Here is a 15879-nt window from a genome sequence, read left to right as displayed (position 1 = left end):
TCTCAGCGCACGTAGAAGATTTCCGGCCCGTCGCCGTCATCCTCGTCATCGTCGAAGTCGTCTTCGTCCTCTACGGTGTCGGCGCTCTTCAGCCCTGCACGGCGCAGGGCACGCTGGTCGTCCAGCGCCTGCAGACGGGCGCGCGCCTCATCCTCGATGCGCTGATCGAGCTCGGCCAGCGCCTCGGCGTACTCCGGCTCCTCGGCCAGGCGCACGGTACGCTCGTCGAGGTAACGCATGATGTCCTGGCTGAGCGCCTCGGTCCCTTCGCGCTCCAGCGCGGAAATCACGTACACCGGGCCTTTCCAGTCGAGCCGCTCGACCACCGCCTTGACGCGAGCCTCGCGCTCCTCCTCAAGGACCTGGTCAGCCTTGTTCAGCACCAGCCAACGGTCGCGCTCGGCCAGCGACGGGCTGAACTTCTCCAGCTCGTGGATGATCACCGCAGCCGCCTCGGCCGGATCGCTCTCGTCCAGCGGCGCCATGTCCACCAGATGCAGCAGCAGGCGCGTGCGCGCCAGATGCTTGAGAAAACGGATGCCCAGACCGGCACCCTCGGCAGCACCCTCGATCAAGCCGGGGATGTCGGCAATGACGAAGCTCTTGTAGCGACCGACGCTAACCACGCCCAGGTTCGGCACCAGCGTGGTGAAGGGGTAGTCCGCCACCTTCGGCTTGGCCGCCGACACCGAGCGGATGAAAGTGCTCTTGCCGGCATTCGGCTGGCCGAGCAAGCCAACATCGGCAAGCACCTTCAGCTCCAGCTTGAGATCGCGCATCTCGCCCGGCTTGCCCGGGGAGGTCTGCCGCGGCGCCCGGTTGGTGCTCGACTTGAAGCGGGTGTTGCCCAGGCCGTGCCAGCCGCCCTGCGCCACCAACAGCCGCTGGCCGGGCTTGGTCAGGTCGCCGATGATTTCCTGGGTATTGGCATCGATGACCGTGGTGCCCACCGGGACCGGCAGCACCAGATCGTCACCCTTGTGCCCGGTGCAGTCCTTGCTGCCACCGTTCTCGCCGCGCTGCGCATCAAAGCGACGGGTATAGCGGTAGTCGACCAGGGTGTTGAGATTCTCGTCGGCCTCCATATAGATGGAGCCTCCGTCACCGCCATCGCCGCCGTTGGGGCCACCCTTCTCGATGAATTTTTCGCGGCGGAAGCTCATCAAGCCATTGCCGCCATCACCTGCTTTTACAACGATCGATACTTCATCGACGAATTTCATGGAACGCCTCCCGCCCTCGGGCGGGCTGAAAAAAACGATAGGATACAGAAACGAAAAAGCCCCGTCGCAAGACAGGGCTTCTTCAGCAACGCCGCGATCAGGCCGCGACGACGCTCACGTAGCGACGGCCGAACTCGCCCTTCACTTCGAACTTGACCACGCCGGCCACTTTCGCGAACAGGGTGTGATCCTTGCCCATGCCAACGCCATAACCGGCGTGGAACTGGGTACCGCGCTGACGCACGATGATGTTACCGGCCTTGATGACCTGGCCGCCGAACAGCTTAACGCCAAGGCGTTTGCTTTCTGAGTCGCGACCGTTGCGGGTAGAACCGCCAGCTTTTTTGTGTGCCATGAGTCATAGCCTCCTAAAAGGGATCAGGCCTGAATGCCAGTGATCTTGATTTCGGTGAACCACTGACGGTGGCCCTGACGTTTCATGTGGTGCTTACGACGACGGAACTTGATGATACGGATCTTATCGTGACGGCCTTGAGAGACCACTTCAGCGACGACCTTGGCACCGTCGACTACCGGCGCACCGATGGTGACGTCGTCACCATTGCCGACCAGCAGAACGCGATCGAAAGTCACGGATTCGCCAGTGGCGATTTCCAGCTTCTCGACCTTGAGGAATTCACCTTCGGCGACTTTGTATTGCTTGCCACCGGTAACGATTACAGCGTACATGGAATATCTCCGTTGATCCTGCTCACCCAGCGCTTTGTAGGAAGAGTTGGCGGCTGGCATGGCTGCCTGGGGCCGGATAGACACCAGGCAATTGCGTAAGGCAGGGAAATGCCCAGGGAAGTTCGGGGTGCGCGATTGTACGCAAGCCAGGTTGTACGCGCAAGCACCGTCCGGCCTCGCCTTGACAGTGCCGGACCCGGCCCCTAGCATGCCGCGCAATCCATAGGAGTACGACTCGCCAATGCAACCCCAGGCCTTCTATAACGTGGTGGCGGACGATTTTACCGCTGTCGACGGAATCATCCGTAAACAGCTCAGCTCCCGCGTCCCCCTGGTGGAAAAGATCGGCGACTACATCATCTCCGCGGGCGGCAAACGCATGCGCCCCCTGCTGGTGCTGCTGTCCGGCAAGGCCCTCGGCCTGGAAGGCGACTCGCTGCGCCTGCTGGCAGCCACCATCGAATTCCTGCACACCTCGACCCTGCTGCACGATGACGTCGTCGACATGTCGGGCATGCGCCGCGGCCGCTCGACCGCGAACGCCATGTGGGGCAATGCGCCCAGCGTGCTGGTCGGCGACTTTCTTTATGCACGCTCCTTCGAAATGATGGTGGAGCTGGGCTCGATGCAGGTCATGCGCATCATCTCCCAGGCGACACGCGTGATCGCCGAAGGCGAAGTGCTGCAGCTCTCGAAGATCCGCGACGCCAGCACCACCGAAGAGACCTACATGGAAGTCATCCGCGGCAAGACCGCGATGCTCTTCGAGGCCTCGACCCACAGCGCCGCCGCACTGGCCGAAGCGAGCCCCGAGCAGAGCGAGGCCCTGCAGACGTTTGGCGATCATCTGGGAATCGCCTTCCAGCTGGTCGACGACCTGCTCGACTACAAGGGCGACGCCGAAACCCTCGGCAAGAACGTCGGCGACGATCTCGCCGAAGGCAAGCCGACACTGCCACTGATCTACACCCTGCGCGAAGGCACCGCCGAGCAGGCCGCCCTGGTGCGCCATGCGATCCAGAAAGGCGGCATCGAAGACCTCGACAGCATCCGTGAAGCCGTCGAGGCCTCCGGCGCCCTCGACTACACCGCCCGCCTCGCCCGCGAACACGCGGATCGCGCCATCACCTGCCTGGAAGCGCTGCCCGCCAGCGTCTACCGCGATGCGCTGGTCGAACTGACCCGCTTCGCCGTCGCCCGCACGCACTGAATCCAACCGCTCATCACACCGCGCCCGGTGGCACTCACGCCCGGTATTTCCGGGCGTGACATCCGGGCGCACGCCCGAAAGCGCGCGCCTGCAAAGGGTTTGGTGCACACGGATGGCGGATCGTGAAATAGACGCTTGCTATTCCTGTAATAGGAATTATTCTCATCTCTAGTCACTCACTGGAGATGAACCCATGACCTATCTGATCGATGCCTGGCTGGAACGCCCACACCCTTACCTGCGCATCCTGCATCGGGAAACCGGGGAAGTCTGTGCGGTACTGGAGGAGGAAGCGCTCGACGAGCTGCGGGATCAGGGCGACCTCGACCTGGCCGGCCTGAATTCCTGCGAACCCATAATCGTCAAGGAGCTGGTGCGCAACCTGTTCCTGTTCTGCTACGCGCGGGCATTGCGCCCCAATAGCGAACTGAACTGCGCCAGCTGCGGCAGGCGTCAATGCCAGGAATCCGAAGGTGCTCTGCTGAGCCGCCTGCCTGCCTGAGCGATGACCGTCGGCGGACGGTCATCGGCGGATTCGACTCAGAGGATGTCGAGCAGCTCGACGTCGAACACCAGCACACTGTGCGGCGGAATGCTGCCCGCCGCCTGGCCGCCGTAGGCCAGTTCGCTCGGTACGTGCAGACGCCATTTGCTGCCGGTACCCATCAGTTGCAGCGCCTCGGTCCAGCCGGCGATCACGCCGCCCACCGGAAACTCGGCCGGCTCGCCACGGGCGTAGGAGCTGTCGAACACGCTGCCGTCGATCAGGGTGCCGTGGTAGTGGGTGCGAACGCTGTCCTCACGCGTAGGCTTGGCGCCCTCGCCCGCTGTCAGCACTTCGTACTGCAGCCCGGAAGGCAGCGTAATCACGCCTTCGCGCTTGGCGTTCTCCACAAGATAGGCACGACCTTCGCCAGCGGCGGCGTCGGCCTTCGCCTGGGCCTCGGCCTGCATGCGCTCGCGAATCACCTTGAAGCTGGCGGCCATGGCGGCCTGGTCGACACGGCTCGGCTGGCCGGCGAAGGCGTCGGTCAGACCGGCGAGCACCGCGTCGATACTCACGCCGGGCGGAGGGTTGTCACGCAGCTGGTCGCCGAGCTGGCGGCCGATGCCGTAACTGACGCGGGTTTCGTCGCTGTTCAGGTCCATTGTGCTCATCTGCTGTCTCCGTAAAAAAAGGCCCGCAGACTACCACACCCGCCACGCGCGCTCAGCCGTCGAGGGCGCGGGCGCTGACCTTCACCTTGAGCGGCGACTCGCTGCGCGGGGCCATGCCGACCATTTCGTCGTAGGCGGAGAACTGCACCAGGTACAACGGCAGCTCGGGCACCTCGCGCAGCACGAAGCGCGCGTGGTCCAGCGAGCGCAGGTGCGACACGCGCCCCTGATCGTCCTCGAGACGCGCATTGCCGTCGGCGGTGAGTGCCTGCAGGACGTAGAAACCGCCCTCGAGCGAGAGCAGGTTCAGCTCATGGATGTCACCGGCCAAGGCCAGTTGTTGCAGTTGGGCGAGGGTCATCGCGGTCTCCTGGCAGGTGGGACGATAGCCATGAGACCGGAGAAATCAGTGTTTGGTCAGTCGGTCCAGGTAACCCATGGCGAAGGCGGACAGGACGAAGGTCATGTGGATCACCACGTACCAGAGCAGCTTATCGTTTTCGATCTTCTGCGCGTCCATGAACACCCGCAGCAGGTGGATCGAGGAAATCGCCACGATCGAAGCCGCCACCTTCATCTTCAGAGAGCTGGAATCCATCTTGCCCAGCCAGTCGAGCTTTTCCTTGCCCTCGTCGATGTCCAGTTGCGAGACGAAGTTCTCGTAGCCGGAGATCATCACCATCACGATCAGGCCGCCGACCAGCGCCATGTCGATCAGCGAGAGCAACACCAGGATCAGGTCGGATTCGGCCTTCTCGAAGACGTTCGGGAGGATGTGATAGACCTCCTGGAAGAACTTCAGGCACAGCGCAAGCAGGGCGAACGACAGGCCGAAATAGATGGGCGCCAGCAGCCAGCGCGTGGCGTACATAGCATTCTCGAAAAAGCGTTCCATGGTTCAGCTCCGCGAAAAATGCCGCGAGTATACCCAGCGAAGCGCCAGCGGCAAGGCGTGCGGAGCGTCGCCTCGCCTCTCGCCGGGAGCGGTTATCGGGACGAACGAAATCGGCGGAGCGGAAACGGCTCCGCCCGAAGTGCTCGGAAGAAGATCAGTTTTCAGGCTGGAGCGCGTAGCTACCCGCCTGAGACTGGCGCGGCCGGGTCAGCTTGCGCAGCTCGCCCTGCATGTGCAGGCGCCAGATCTGCGGTTCCTCGCAGACGGCGTAGCCCTGAACCGCCAGGCATTCGGCAATGGCATCGAGCACGCCCTCGGCGACGAAGGGACCGTGGAACGGCCCCTGTACCTTGATGGCGGAAGGTTGTGCACCGGACACGCCGGCGGCGCAGAGAAGCGTCCAAAGCCCGTTGTCGCCGTTGAGGGGACGGATCACGCATTCGATGCGGGTCGTCATCCCAAGGCATTCGCGGGTGAGGCAGAGGGTGCGCGACATGGCGGCGTTCCTCGCTGGGTCCTTGGTTCTGCCACACACCGCGAGCGGTGAACACATGGCGCAGAAGTGGCCCGCCGGATTATCCGCGCGGCCCTGATGGAACAGCGACGGACAGCGCCGTCGCCGCTTCATCCTGTGACCAGCAATTGCGCCGAGCATTCCCAAGGCAGCCGAACGTCGATCAGCCTTGCGTCGGTTTGTCCTTCTCCGCGGCGTCCTTGCTGTCGTCTTCCATGCCCATCTCGGCGATTTCCCGCAGCCGCTGGACCACGCGCGCATTGACGCTGCCGGTCGGGAAGCGCCCTTGCTCGTCCGGTGAGCCGGCCGGCTCGCCGAGCAACAGGCTCAGCGCCTCGTCCACGTGGCGCACCGCGTAGACGTTGAACTGGCCGGAGCGCACGGCCTGCAGCACGCGCTCGTCAAGCATCAGGGTGGCGATGTTGGCGTAGGGAATGATCGCGCCCTGCTCGCCGGTCAGCCCGCGCGCTTCGCAGAGGCGGAAGAAGCCCTCGATCTTCTCGTTGACCCCGCCGACGGCCTGCACCTCGCCGAACTGGTTGATCGACCCGGTGATGGCGAAGCACTGCTTGAGCGGTGTCCGCGAGAGCGCGGATATCAGCGTACAGACCTCGCCGAGCGAAGCGCTGTCGCCGTCGACATAGCCGTAGGACTGTTCCAGGGCGATGCTCGCGGAGATTTCCAGGGGAAACTCCTGGGCGTAGCGGCTGCCCAGGTAGCCGGTGAGGATCATCACGCCCTTGGAGTGGATCGGCTGGCCGAGGTTGACCTCGCGCTCGATGTCGACGATGCCGCTGCCGCCCGGGTAGACCGTGGCGGAGATCCGTGCCGGCACGCCGAATGCCGAATCGCCGACCTCCAGCACCGTGAGCCCGTTGCACTTGCCGATGGCCGCGCCTTCGGTGTCGATGAGGATGATCCCGGCGAGCATGTCGTCGAGAATCCGTGCCGAGACCCGCCCGGTGCGCGTCGCCTTGGCACGCAGCGCACGCTCGATGTGACCGGCGTCGGTAGTCGCCTCACCGGCCAGTTGGCGGATGAAGTCAGCCTCGCTGACCAGCTGGAACAGGTCGCCGATCTTCGCCGAGAGTCGCCCCTGGTGCTCGGCGAGGCGCGCACTGTAGGTCGCCAGGCGCGCGACGGCGGCAGCGGTCAGCGGCGCGAGACCTTCTTCCGAGGTGCGCGTCTTGAGCAACTGGGCGAACTGCTCGAGGCTCTCGTCGGCGAGCATGATGTCTTCGTCGAAGTCGACCAGCACGCGGAACATCTCCTGGAAGTCCGGATCGACATCCTGCAGCGTGTAGTAGAGCTGGCGCGAACCGATGATGATCACCTTGAGCTGCAGCGGGATCACCTGCGGCGCCAGGGTCACCGTGGCCAGCCGGCCAAGCTCGGCCAGCGGCGATTCCATCTTCAGCTGGCGCGAATGCATGGCGCGCTTGAGCGCCTCCCAGACGAAGGGCTCGCTGAGCATCTTCTCCGCTTCCAGCACCAGGAAGCCGCCGTTGGCGCGGTGCAGCGCGCCCGGGCGCAACTGGCGGTAGCTGGTGTAGAGCGCGCCCTGATCGGTGCCGTACTCGATGCGGCCGAACAGGTTGTCGTAGGTCGGATGCGGCTCGAACACCACCGGTGCGCCGCCGTTGGCGTGGTGCGCCACCACCAGGCTGGGGCTGTACTGGTCTTCCAGGCCCTGGCGGCGCTGCGCGTCGGTGCGGTTGTCGTCGATCAGCTGATCGACCACGGTTTTCAGCAGATCGACCTGCATCGCCTGCAGATAGGCACAGACGCCGGCGTTCTCGGCGTACTTCTCCGACAGCGGCGCAAGCACCGGCTGCAGCGCCAGGGTGATGGTCTCTTCGTTGAGCTGGCGCAGCTGGTTGCTCGACTCGCGTTTCCATTGCGGCAGGCTGGCGAGCTCCTCGTTGAGGCGCTCCTCCAGCTCGGCGATGTCCTGGTGATAGCGCTCGCGCTCGGCTTCCGGCAACTGGGCGAACTCGGCTTCGTCCAGTGCCTTGCCGTCCTTCATCGGAGTGAAGGCGATGTTGGTGTTGTCGCGGTAGAGGGCGATGTCCTTTTCCAGCGACAACCGCTCGATGACGTCCAGGGCGCGGTCGTAGCGCTGGTTGAAGGCGCGGTCGATGGCGCTCTTCTTCTGCTGGTAGGCGGGGTGCTCGAAGACGGCGGGAAAGGTCGCCAGCAGGTTGTCGATCAGGTGGTCGAGGTCGCCGACGAAGGCGTCCGCACTGCCCGGTGGCAGCTGCAGCACGCGCGGCTCGCGCGGTTCGTCGAAATGGTTGACGTACACCCAGTCGGCCGGCGTTTCCAGGCGCTTGGCCTCGGCCTTCAGGTAGCGCTGGACGAAGGAGAAGCGACCGGTGCCGGGCTCGCCCATGACGAACACGTTGTAGCCGGCACGCGGCATGGCGACGCCGAACTGCAGTGCCTCGACGGCACGCTCCTGCCCGAGCACGCCGCGGAACGGCTCCAGGTCATCGGTGGTGGTGAAGTTGAACTGATCGGGAGCGAACGGACGGGTTAGCGCATCGGGCGCGAGACGCAGCACGGCAGCGAAGGGCTGGGGCATCGGGAATCCTTTTCGAGCGGCGCGCGCCGCGGGGAATGACGCCCGCATTCTGGCGCTGCCCGGACGACACTGGCAAGCGCCCGCCCGGCTGGCGCACCTCATCCACCGGATAGTTGCCGTCGCACGGAACCGCAGCGCTCGGCTAACCTCAAAAGCGTGCGCCTCCGTCGGATTTCCGACGGTTCCGCCGTGTTGCCCGAGGGTGATCGCCTTCCCGTCGTAGCGATCGTCGTGCAGCTCAAACCGGTTCCATCCTTCCGATACGGTAGAGAAATAATCATGAATAAAATTCTGCTCGGTAGTCTGCTCGCTGCGGTTTCCTTCAACGCCCTGGCCGAAGCGCCCGGCGGCCCGAATTGCGGCTGGGGCAACATGCTCTTCGAAGGCCAGCGCGGCACGCCTTCGCACATCGTCGCCTCGATCACCAACGGCACCTCCGGCAACGCCACCTTCGGCATGACCTCCGGCACCAACGGCTGCTCCACCGACGGCAAGCTGACCTACGGCGGCAAGTCGCTGATCGCCCTGAGCGGCATGCTCGACGAAGTCTCCGAGGACATGGCCAAGGGCGAAGGCGAGGCGCTGACCAGCTACGCCGTCGTGCTCGGCATCAAGCCGGAGGATCGCGCCTACTTCTCCAGCGTCACCCACGAGCACTTCAACCAGATATTCAGCAACGCCAATGCCACCGCGGCGGATGTCCACGCGGCCACACTGGAAGTCATGAAGAACGACCCGCGCCTGTCCAAGTACGTGGTCGAACAGGCCTGACGCCTGATGCTTGCCCCGCCCGCCCGTTCGGGCGGGCGCCTCTTTCCAGACAGGAAGTCGGATGCGTAAAGCCCCGCTGTCGAGCCTGCTGCTGTGCGCCTGCGCACCCTTCGTCCTCGCCGCCCCCCGGATAGCCCCCGAACGCCTGGCCGAACTGGCATCGGACGACTACTGGCTGGCCCTCGGTCATTACGAACGCAAGACGCTCGGCGGCTGGCGCAGCTACGTCGACGATGAAAAGTTCTTCCTCTCCGCCCAGGGCGAGCACGACCCCCGGGCCGAGCTGAGCGCCACGCTGAACGCGCTCTACGAGCCTACCGCCAGCGGCGACCGGCACGCCCAGTGCCGCTACCCGGCGCGCACCCGCTGGCTGCGGGAGAAACTGCAACTGAACGACCTGCCGCAGCCGAGCTGCGACGAATTCCGCACCTGGTACGCCGACGTCGCACCGCATAGCGCGGTCCTGGTGTTTCCGGCCGCCTACCTGAACAGCCCGTCGTCGATGTTCGGCCACACGCTGCTGCGCATCGATCCCGAAGGCGTCGATGACCAGGGCAGCCCGCTGCTCAGCTACGCGCTCAACTTCGGCGCGATGATCGAGGGGATGGACAACAGCATCCTCTACGCCTGGAAAGGCCTCGCCGGCGGCTATCCGGGACTTTTCTCCCTGGTCCCCTACAGGGAGAAGCTCAGCGAGTACAACCGCCTGGAAAACCGCGACCTCTGGGAGTACCGGCTGAACCTGACGCCGCAGGAAACCGCGCGGATGATCGAGCACGTCTGGGAGCTCAACCAGATCCGCTTCGACTACTACTTCTTCGACGAGAACTGCTCCTACCGTTTGCTCGAACTGCTGCAGGTGGCGCGCCCGGGGCTGCAACTGACCAATCAGTTCCCGCTTACCGCGATCCCCACCGACACCGTGCGCGCGGTCAAGGAGGCCGGCCTGGTCGAGCGCATCGACTACCGCCCCTCGCGGGAAAAGGAACTGCTGGCGCGTGCCGAACCGCTGTCGAATGACGAACAGGGATGGGCGCTGCGCCTGGCCGAGGACGAAAAACGCCTCGACGATCCGCTGTTCGCCGCCTTGCCCGTCGAGCGCCGGGCGCTGGTCCAGGACGCCGCGTATCGCCTGGTCCGCTACCGCGCCACCGGCGAGGAACGCGACAGCGTGGGCGCTGAGCGCAGTTACGCGCTGCTCAGGGCGATCAACCGCACGCCACCGCCGGCGCTGACGGTTGAACGGCCGGGGCTGCCGGAAACCGGGCACGAATCGCGCACCTGGCAGCTCGGCGCCGGCAGCCGCGATGGCGAGGCCTTCGCCGAGTACGGCCTGCGCATGGCCTATCACGACCTGAACGACAACGGTGCCGGCTTCCCTATCGGCGCGCAGATCGAGATCCTCGACCTGCGCGTGCGCCAGTACGAGGACGAGCACTGGCAACTGCAGCGCTTGGACCTGGCCAGCATCCGCTCGCTGACACCGCGCAATCGCCTGCTGCAGCCGCTCTCCTGGCAAGTCTCCACCGGCCTGGAGCGGGTCGCCGGACGCGACGGCAAGCAGACCCTGGTGCGCCAGCTGAACGGCGGTGCCGGCGGCAGCTGGGCGCTGGGCGACGATCTGCTCGGCTTCGCCCTGGCGACCACGCGGCTGGAGAACAACCCGGACTTCGCCGGCCTCATCGCGCCCGCGCTGGGCTTCGATAGCGGGTTGCTGTGGCGCAATGCGCTGGGCAACCTGAGCCTGGAGGCGCGCGGCGACTACTTCCACAACGGCGAGGTCCGCCGTGCGCTGTCGCTCAACCAGCAGTGGGAGCTGTCGCGCAACCTCGGCCTCCGCCTCACCGCGCAGCGCGACTTCAGCCACTTCGACCAGCCGCGCAACGAACTGATGCTGGAGCTGCGCTGGTACCACTACTGATCATGACGAACGCCTCACGCGTTCTTGACGAATTTCTCACCCCCGCGCGCCGACAATGCCTCTGCCCGTCGCCCTTCTTCGACGGTGCCGGAGGCCATCGTGCGTCACGCTCTACTCCTCGCCCTGCTGCTCCTGGCGGGCTGCCAGACCACCCATGAACAACTGCTCGCCGCCGGCTATCCACCGGCCTTCGCCGATGGTTTCCAGGACGGTTGCGGCAGCGGCCGACAGGCGGCCGGGGCGATCACCGGCGAATTCCGCAAGGACGTGCCGCGCTTCCTCGCCGATGCCACCTACGCCACCGGCTGGTCCGACGGTTTCAACCAATGCCAGGCGCAGCGGATCAGCGAGGACCGCCAGGATGCGCTCGAGCGCATCGGCAGCGACCGTGATCGCGCGTGGCGCCAACACGAGAGCCAGGCCATGGCCAAGGCACTGAGCCACAACTGAGACAGGACCAACGGACCGCCGACCCGCTGTAAATCTGGCAGCATGTCGGCATCCGCCGTTTTCGGGACTCGCCATGAACCACGCCATCGCCGTCACGCTTTACACCTCCTCCATCCGCGCGCGCCGGGCGAACGGCGCATGATCGTGATCGTCATGGGCGTTTCCGGCAGCGGCAAGACCACCATCGGAGCGCAGCTGGCGGCGCGCCTGCGCTGCGGGTTTTCCGATGCCGACGAATTCCACAGCGAGGCCAACAAGGCGAAGATGGCCCGCGGCGTGCCCCTGGACGAGGACGACCGCCGTCCGTGGCTGACCAGTCTGCGGGCGGCGATCGATGAGAAGAAAGGCCAGGCGCGCGACTGGGTGTTCGCCTGTTCCGCGCTCAAGCACGCCTACCGCGATGCGCTCGGCGGCGACGATCCCGCGGTGCGCTGGGTGTTCCTCGACGGTTCGGAGGCGTTGCTGGCCAAGCGGCTGGCCGGTCGCGGAGGGCATTTCTTCGATCCGCGCCTGCTGCGCAGTCAGTTGCAGACGCTGGAGAAACCGCAGGAAGGCGAGGCGCTGCTGGTGGACATCGACGCGTCGCCCGAGCAAATCGTCGCGGACATCCTGCAGCGGCTCAACCGCGACACGGAAGGCGACGCTCAGGCCTGACTAGGCGTCGACCTCGACGCGATTGCGCCCGCTGCGCTTGGCCGAAAGCAGGGCGACGTCGGCGCGGTTGATGGTGCTGGAGTAGTTCTCGTCGGTATGCAGTGCGGCGACGCCGACACTTACCGTCACCGACAGCAGCTCGTTGTTCACCCGCACCGCCAGGGTGCCGATGCTGGCGCGCACCCGTTCCATCACTTGGGCGGCGGTGGTCACGTCGGTCTCCGGCATCAGGATCAGGAACTCCTCGCCGCCCCAGCGACCGCAGAGGTCCTGCTCGCGCACTTCGGCTTCCATGACGCGGGCGATCTCGATCAACACGCGGTCGCCGATCTCGTGGCCGAAATCGTCGTTGATCGCCTTGAAGCGGTCGATATCGAGCATCACCACGCTGAGCGGGCGCTCGTAGCGCTTGGCACGGTCGGCTTCGTCGCGCAGGCGTTCCATCAGCAGCCGGCGGTTGCCGATGCCGGTCAATGCGTCATGGGTGGAGGCTTCCTTCAGCGCGATGTTCAGGTCGCGCATCATCTGCTGGTAGCGGTCGGAAATGCGCGCGACCTTTTCCAGCTGGCGCAACTGCTTGTCGAAGCGCGCGGAAAGGCTCAGCTCGCGCTCGCGGGCGATGCTCTGGTAGCCGTCCGAAACCCGGGTGATGCGCTCGATGCGCACCAGCAGATCGTTGTGCGACTCCCACAGCAGGTTCAGGGCATCGCGCAATGCATGGTCCTTGTGCTGCGGGTCGGCGAGCAACTTTTCGATCATTTCCTCGAGCGCGCTTTGTCCACGCATAGGATGAACCCTGCTTAGTCGTGACTGAGGATCGCGAAGGGGAAGCTGCAGTCTTCCTTGAACTCTTCGGCAAGCTCGACCACGCGCTCGTTGCGCCGGTCGTAATGCCAGTTCACCGCGACCTGCTTGCCCTCGCCATGCGCCGCCTCGAGCAGGTCGAAGATGTCCATCATCGCCTTGATGCTGCTGGTGTTGAGGTACAGCAGGCGCAGCTCCAGGGTCAGCGGACGGTCGGCTTCGGCGAAGAAGCGCTCGATCCACTCGAACACCTGGCGGAACAGTTCGTAGGAATTCTCAGGGTAGGAGTCGCCCTGCATGGACAAGACTCCCTTGTCCCAGTCGGACTGGATGGAAGGGGAGGACTGGCTGCCCGGAATGGAAAAATTAGTCATTTGGCGGAGTGCTCTTAATGTCAGATAACGGCGCTCAAGCTGATGAAAGCACGGCCACCGGCGACTTCCCGCAGGGTAGCCTGCAGGGGCTCGCTGGATTTACGGGCAATGTCGATCAGCCCGAGGCCGGCGCCGGATACCACGTTCTCGTCGCGCGGACGGCGCAACTGTTCCTTGTACATCGCCTTTAGCTGGGCCTTGTCCATCTCGGCCAGCTTCTTCACCGCGCTCAACAGGTTCTCGCCGTCGGCCGATTCGATCAGGTTGCCCGCGGACACCACGTAACGCCCGGCCTCATTGCGCGCCACTACTACGGTGGCCCCGGCTTCCTGGTCGGACCAGTTCTTTACCTTGGTGTAATGGCGGATGTTCTGGGTCATCTCGATGTAGACCGCAAACACGTCCATCGCGGAGGACGGGTGGGCGTGATCGGCGGTCAGGTAATTGCGCAAAGCATTACCGATCTCCTCGATCAGGCTGCGCGAGATGGGACCGTTGAAGCAGAGCATTATCTGCTGGCGGTTGTAGCTCTCGCGCATGGCAAAAAGGTCAAGGGATTCCATTTGGCAAGCTCCGGGTTGGACAACGCTCTCAATCGAAACGGAAACACAGCATCGTAATGTCGTCGCGCTGGGGGTAGTCGCCCTGGTACTCGGCCAGGGTCGCACTGAAAGCGGCGCCCTGTTCGGCCAAAGGAAGACGCGCATGGCGGCGAATCATCTCGGCAAAGCGGCTGTTGCCGAAGCCATAGCCTAACTCACCACCGGCCTGATCGAGAAAACCATCGGTGGTCAGGTAGAAGGTGCGCCCGCTCTGCAGGGCGATCCGCGCATTGGTGTATTCGCCAATGCGCTTGTCGCCGATCGCGCGGCGCGCCGCCGGCAGCTCCTCGAGCGTCTCGCCGTCGCTGTAGTAAAGGGCGATCTTGGCGCCGGAGAAGGTCACCTCGCGGGTCTGGAAATCCACATAGGCGAGGCCGACGTCCATGTTGGTCGCCAGAGCCGGCTGCTCAACATCGTCACGCAGCATGCTGCGCACGATGCGGTCGGTACGGGCCAGCACCACGGCGGGATCGGCTAGGCCGACATCGGCAATCGCCTGGTCGATGGCGGCGTGGGCGAGCATGGTCATCAGCGCGCCCGGAACGCCATGTCCGGCGCAGTCGACCACGCCGAACAGGCAACCGCCATCGCCGGCGCGGTAGACGTAGAAATCGCCACCGACCACGTCACGCGGGCGCCAGAGCACGGCGTGACGCTCGCCGAGCGCGGTGACCAACTGCCGCTTGGGCAGGATCGCGTGCTGGATCAGGCTCGCGTAGTCAATGGAGTCGTCGATCTTCTTATGCGCGGCGGCCATCTCGCGGTTGGCCTGTTCCAGCGCCCGGGTACGCTCGCGCACGCGGCTTTCCAGCTCGCTGGTGTGGCTGCGGACCTTCTGCGCCATCACGCCGAAGGCCGCGCTCAGCTCGCCGATCTCATCATCGCGATCGACCGGCAGCGGCGCGTCGTACTGCCCCGCGGCCATCGCCTGAGCGCTGTGGCGCAGCAGGCGCAGCGGCTTGAGCACGCGCTTCTCCACCAGCCAGGCGACGCCACCGATCAGCAGCAGCATGATGATGACGAAGGCGATCAGGGCCGGCACCAGCGAATCCAGCTCGATGACCTGCGCCACGCCCAGGTCGATGGCGCTGGCCACGTACCAGTCCAGCTCCGGAATCCACGCCAGCGCCAGCAGCTGGGTGCGGCCATCCATGCTCACCCAGAGGGTTTCGACGCTGCCCGGTTTGCTCTTCGCGTCGGCCAGCGCGCCGCGCACCGCAGCGGAATCATCGACGTTGTCGAGCTGGCCGTAGATGCTGGTGGCCACCGAACGGCCGGTCGCCCCGTCGGCGTTCTCGGCGACCAGACTCTCATCCGGATGCACCAGGATCGACGCCTGCCCGTCCAGCACCATGGACAGCACGCCGGCGGTGTTGGCGGTGACGAAGTCATCGAGGAACGAGGACAGGCTGATGCCCGAACCGAGCACGCCGATGCGCCGGTCGCCGTCGCTGACCGGGATGTTGAACCACACCTTGAGGTCGCGGGACTCCAGGTTGCGGTCCACGTTGAGCTTGTACGGCGCCGGGTCGCTGAGACTGCGGAAGAACCAGTCGTCCTTGGCGTCGCCGTTGTTGAGCAGGTAGCGCGGCTGGTCGCTGAAGGGCTTGCTGCCGTCATTGAAGTAGTAGCCCAGGTGTTCGGCGCCAACCACGAAATAGGTGCCCTCGGCGAACACCTTCTGGTATCCCGCGGCTTCGCGGAAGAACAGCGCGCGTTTCGCGGCATCGTTCTCGTCGAGCAGCCACTGACGGGTGATTTCCGAATCGGCCAGACGCATCGCCAGGGCCAGTTCCCGCGATACCGGGGCGGCGATCTTCTCCCGGTTGAGCTGGGCGACGTTGCGCCCATAGGCCTCGCCGTAGCGATTCTGCACGCCCTTGAGGGCCTGCCAGCCGACCAATCCGGCCATTCCCAGGGCCAACAGGCAGGTCAGCAGTAACGCCAGCAACGATTTTCCGCGCAAGCCAAGTGCCGCCATGTGAACTCCATTCAGTGCCGTGCCGATCCGCGCATGCAGGTCGATGGG

The 15879-nt window shown here is 65.0% G+C and carries 18 protein-coding genes; 6 read left to right on the top strand and 12 right to left on the bottom strand.

Annotated elements, in window-relative coordinates; translation table 11 throughout:
- Positions 1–2: 2 nt before the first annotated feature.
- From cgtA to rplU, 3 genes are all read right to left on the bottom strand, one after another.
- Positions 3–1223, bottom strand: a complete 1221-nt coding sequence (gene cgtA / locus B2X67_RS16545; RefSeq protein WP_286786149.1) for an Obg family GTPase CgtA — start codon at positions 1221–1223, stop codon at positions 3–5.
- Between the two features lie 97 nt (positions 1224–1320).
- Entirely contained in the window at positions 1321–1578 is a 258-nt protein-coding gene (gene rpmA, locus B2X67_RS16540) for a 50S ribosomal protein L27 (RefSeq protein WP_090226226.1), read from the bottom strand.
- Positions 1579–1601: 23 nt separating this feature from the next.
- On the bottom strand, positions 1602–1913 hold the full coding sequence (gene rplU, locus B2X67_RS16535) for a 50S ribosomal protein L21 (protein ID WP_090226225.1): 312 nt from the start codon (positions 1911–1913) through the stop codon (positions 1602–1604).
- 241 nt (positions 1914–2154) lie between these two features.
- Here rplU and B2X67_RS16530 point away from each other — a divergent pair, with 241 nt between their 5' ends.
- Both B2X67_RS16530 and B2X67_RS16525 read left to right on the top strand, forming a co-directional pair.
- Entirely contained in the window at positions 2155–3123 is a 969-nt protein-coding gene (locus B2X67_RS16530; RefSeq protein WP_282342986.1) for a polyprenyl synthetase family protein, read from the top strand.
- Positions 3124–3316: 193 nt separating this feature from the next.
- On the top strand, positions 3317–3625 hold the full coding sequence (locus B2X67_RS16525) for a hypothetical protein (RefSeq protein ID WP_286786148.1): 309 nt from the start codon (positions 3317–3319) through the stop codon (positions 3623–3625).
- 38 nt (positions 3626–3663) lie between these two features.
- On the opposite strand, the gene B2X67_RS16520 is transcribed toward B2X67_RS16525, so the two are convergent.
- The 5 genes from B2X67_RS16520 to B2X67_RS16500 all read right to left on the bottom strand — a co-directional run bounded on the left by B2X67_RS16520 (position 3664) and on the right by B2X67_RS16500 (position 8274).
- Positions 3664–4281 carry an FKBP-type peptidyl-prolyl cis-trans isomerase gene (locus B2X67_RS16520; protein ID WP_286786147.1) on the bottom strand — a complete coding sequence of 206 codons (618 nt, stop codon included), beginning with the start codon at positions 4279–4281 and terminating at the stop codon, positions 3664–3666.
- 52 nt (positions 4282–4333) lie between these two features.
- The gene (locus B2X67_RS16515) at positions 4334–4642 is read right to left on the bottom strand and encodes a DUF6482 family protein (RefSeq protein WP_090226218.1); all 309 of its coding nucleotides are present in this window, start codon (positions 4640–4642) and stop codon (positions 4334–4336) included.
- A gap of 45 nt (positions 4643–4687) precedes the next feature.
- Entirely contained in the window at positions 4688–5176 is a 489-nt protein-coding gene (locus B2X67_RS16510; RefSeq protein WP_090226216.1) for a TIGR00645 family protein, read from the bottom strand.
- Positions 5177–5330: 154 nt separating this feature from the next.
- Positions 5331–5672, bottom strand: a complete 342-nt coding sequence (locus tag B2X67_RS16505; RefSeq protein ID WP_282342957.1) for a hypothetical protein — start codon at positions 5670–5672, stop codon at positions 5331–5333.
- Positions 5673–5853: 181 nt separating this feature from the next.
- Entirely contained in the window at positions 5854–8274 is a 2421-nt protein-coding gene (locus tag B2X67_RS16500; RefSeq protein WP_286786146.1) for a Lon protease family protein, read from the bottom strand.
- A gap of 279 nt (positions 8275–8553) precedes the next feature.
- On the opposite strand from B2X67_RS16500, the gene B2X67_RS16495 reads away from it, so the two are divergent.
- The 4 genes from B2X67_RS16495 to B2X67_RS16480 all read left to right on the top strand — a co-directional run bounded on the left by B2X67_RS16495 (position 8554) and on the right by B2X67_RS16480 (position 12070).
- The gene (locus tag B2X67_RS16495; RefSeq protein WP_090226208.1) at positions 8554–9045 is read left to right on the top strand and encodes a DUF3015 domain-containing protein; all 492 of its coding nucleotides are present in this window, start codon (positions 8554–8556) and stop codon (positions 9043–9045) included.
- A 61-nt stretch (positions 9046–9106) separates the two neighbouring features.
- Entirely contained in the window at positions 9107–10966 is a 1860-nt protein-coding gene (locus tag B2X67_RS16490; RefSeq protein ID WP_286786145.1) for a DUF4105 domain-containing protein, read from the top strand.
- A 96-nt stretch (positions 10967–11062) separates the two neighbouring features.
- Positions 11063–11416 (top strand): hypothetical protein, encoded by a 354-nt coding sequence (locus B2X67_RS16485; protein ID WP_273230229.1) that lies wholly within the window; start codon positions 11063–11065, stop codon positions 11414–11416.
- A 138-nt stretch (positions 11417–11554) separates the two neighbouring features.
- Complete coding sequence (locus B2X67_RS16480; RefSeq protein WP_286786144.1) at positions 11555–12070, top strand: gluconokinase; 516 nt, start codon at positions 11555–11557, stop codon at positions 12068–12070.
- Here the strand turns inward: B2X67_RS16480 and siaD are convergent, their stop codons facing one another.
- From siaD to siaA, 4 genes are read right to left on the bottom strand one after another with little or no spacing between them, the layout of a single operon-like run.
- On the bottom strand, positions 12071–12856 hold the full coding sequence (siaD, locus tag B2X67_RS16475; protein ID WP_282344211.1) for a biofilm regulation diguanylate cyclase SiaD: 786 nt from the start codon (positions 12854–12856) through the stop codon (positions 12071–12073).
- A gap of 14 nt (positions 12857–12870) precedes the next feature.
- A complete protein-coding gene (siaC, locus tag B2X67_RS16470; protein ID WP_282344209.1) occupies positions 12871–13248 on the bottom strand; it encodes a biofilm regulation phosphoprotein SiaC in 378 nt (125 codons plus the stop codon).
- Positions 13249–13268: 20 nt separating this feature from the next.
- Complete coding sequence (gene siaB / locus B2X67_RS16465) at positions 13269–13811, bottom strand: biofilm regulation protein kinase SiaB (RefSeq protein ID WP_282344207.1); 543 nt, start codon at positions 13809–13811, stop codon at positions 13269–13271.
- Between the two features lie 28 nt (positions 13812–13839).
- Entirely contained in the window at positions 13840–15831 is a 1992-nt protein-coding gene (siaA, locus tag B2X67_RS16460; RefSeq protein ID WP_286786143.1) for a biofilm regulation protein phosphatase SiaA, read from the bottom strand.
- Positions 15832–15879: the final 48 nt, after the last annotated feature.

Source organism: Pseudomonas sp. UBA3153 (assembly GCF_002364635.1).
Lineage (GTDB): Bacteria > Pseudomonadota > Gammaproteobacteria > Pseudomonadales > Pseudomonadaceae > Pseudomonas_O > Pseudomonas_O kuykendallii.
Note: the sequence above shows the minus strand (reverse complement) of the source record. Positions and strands in the feature narration are given on the sequence as shown.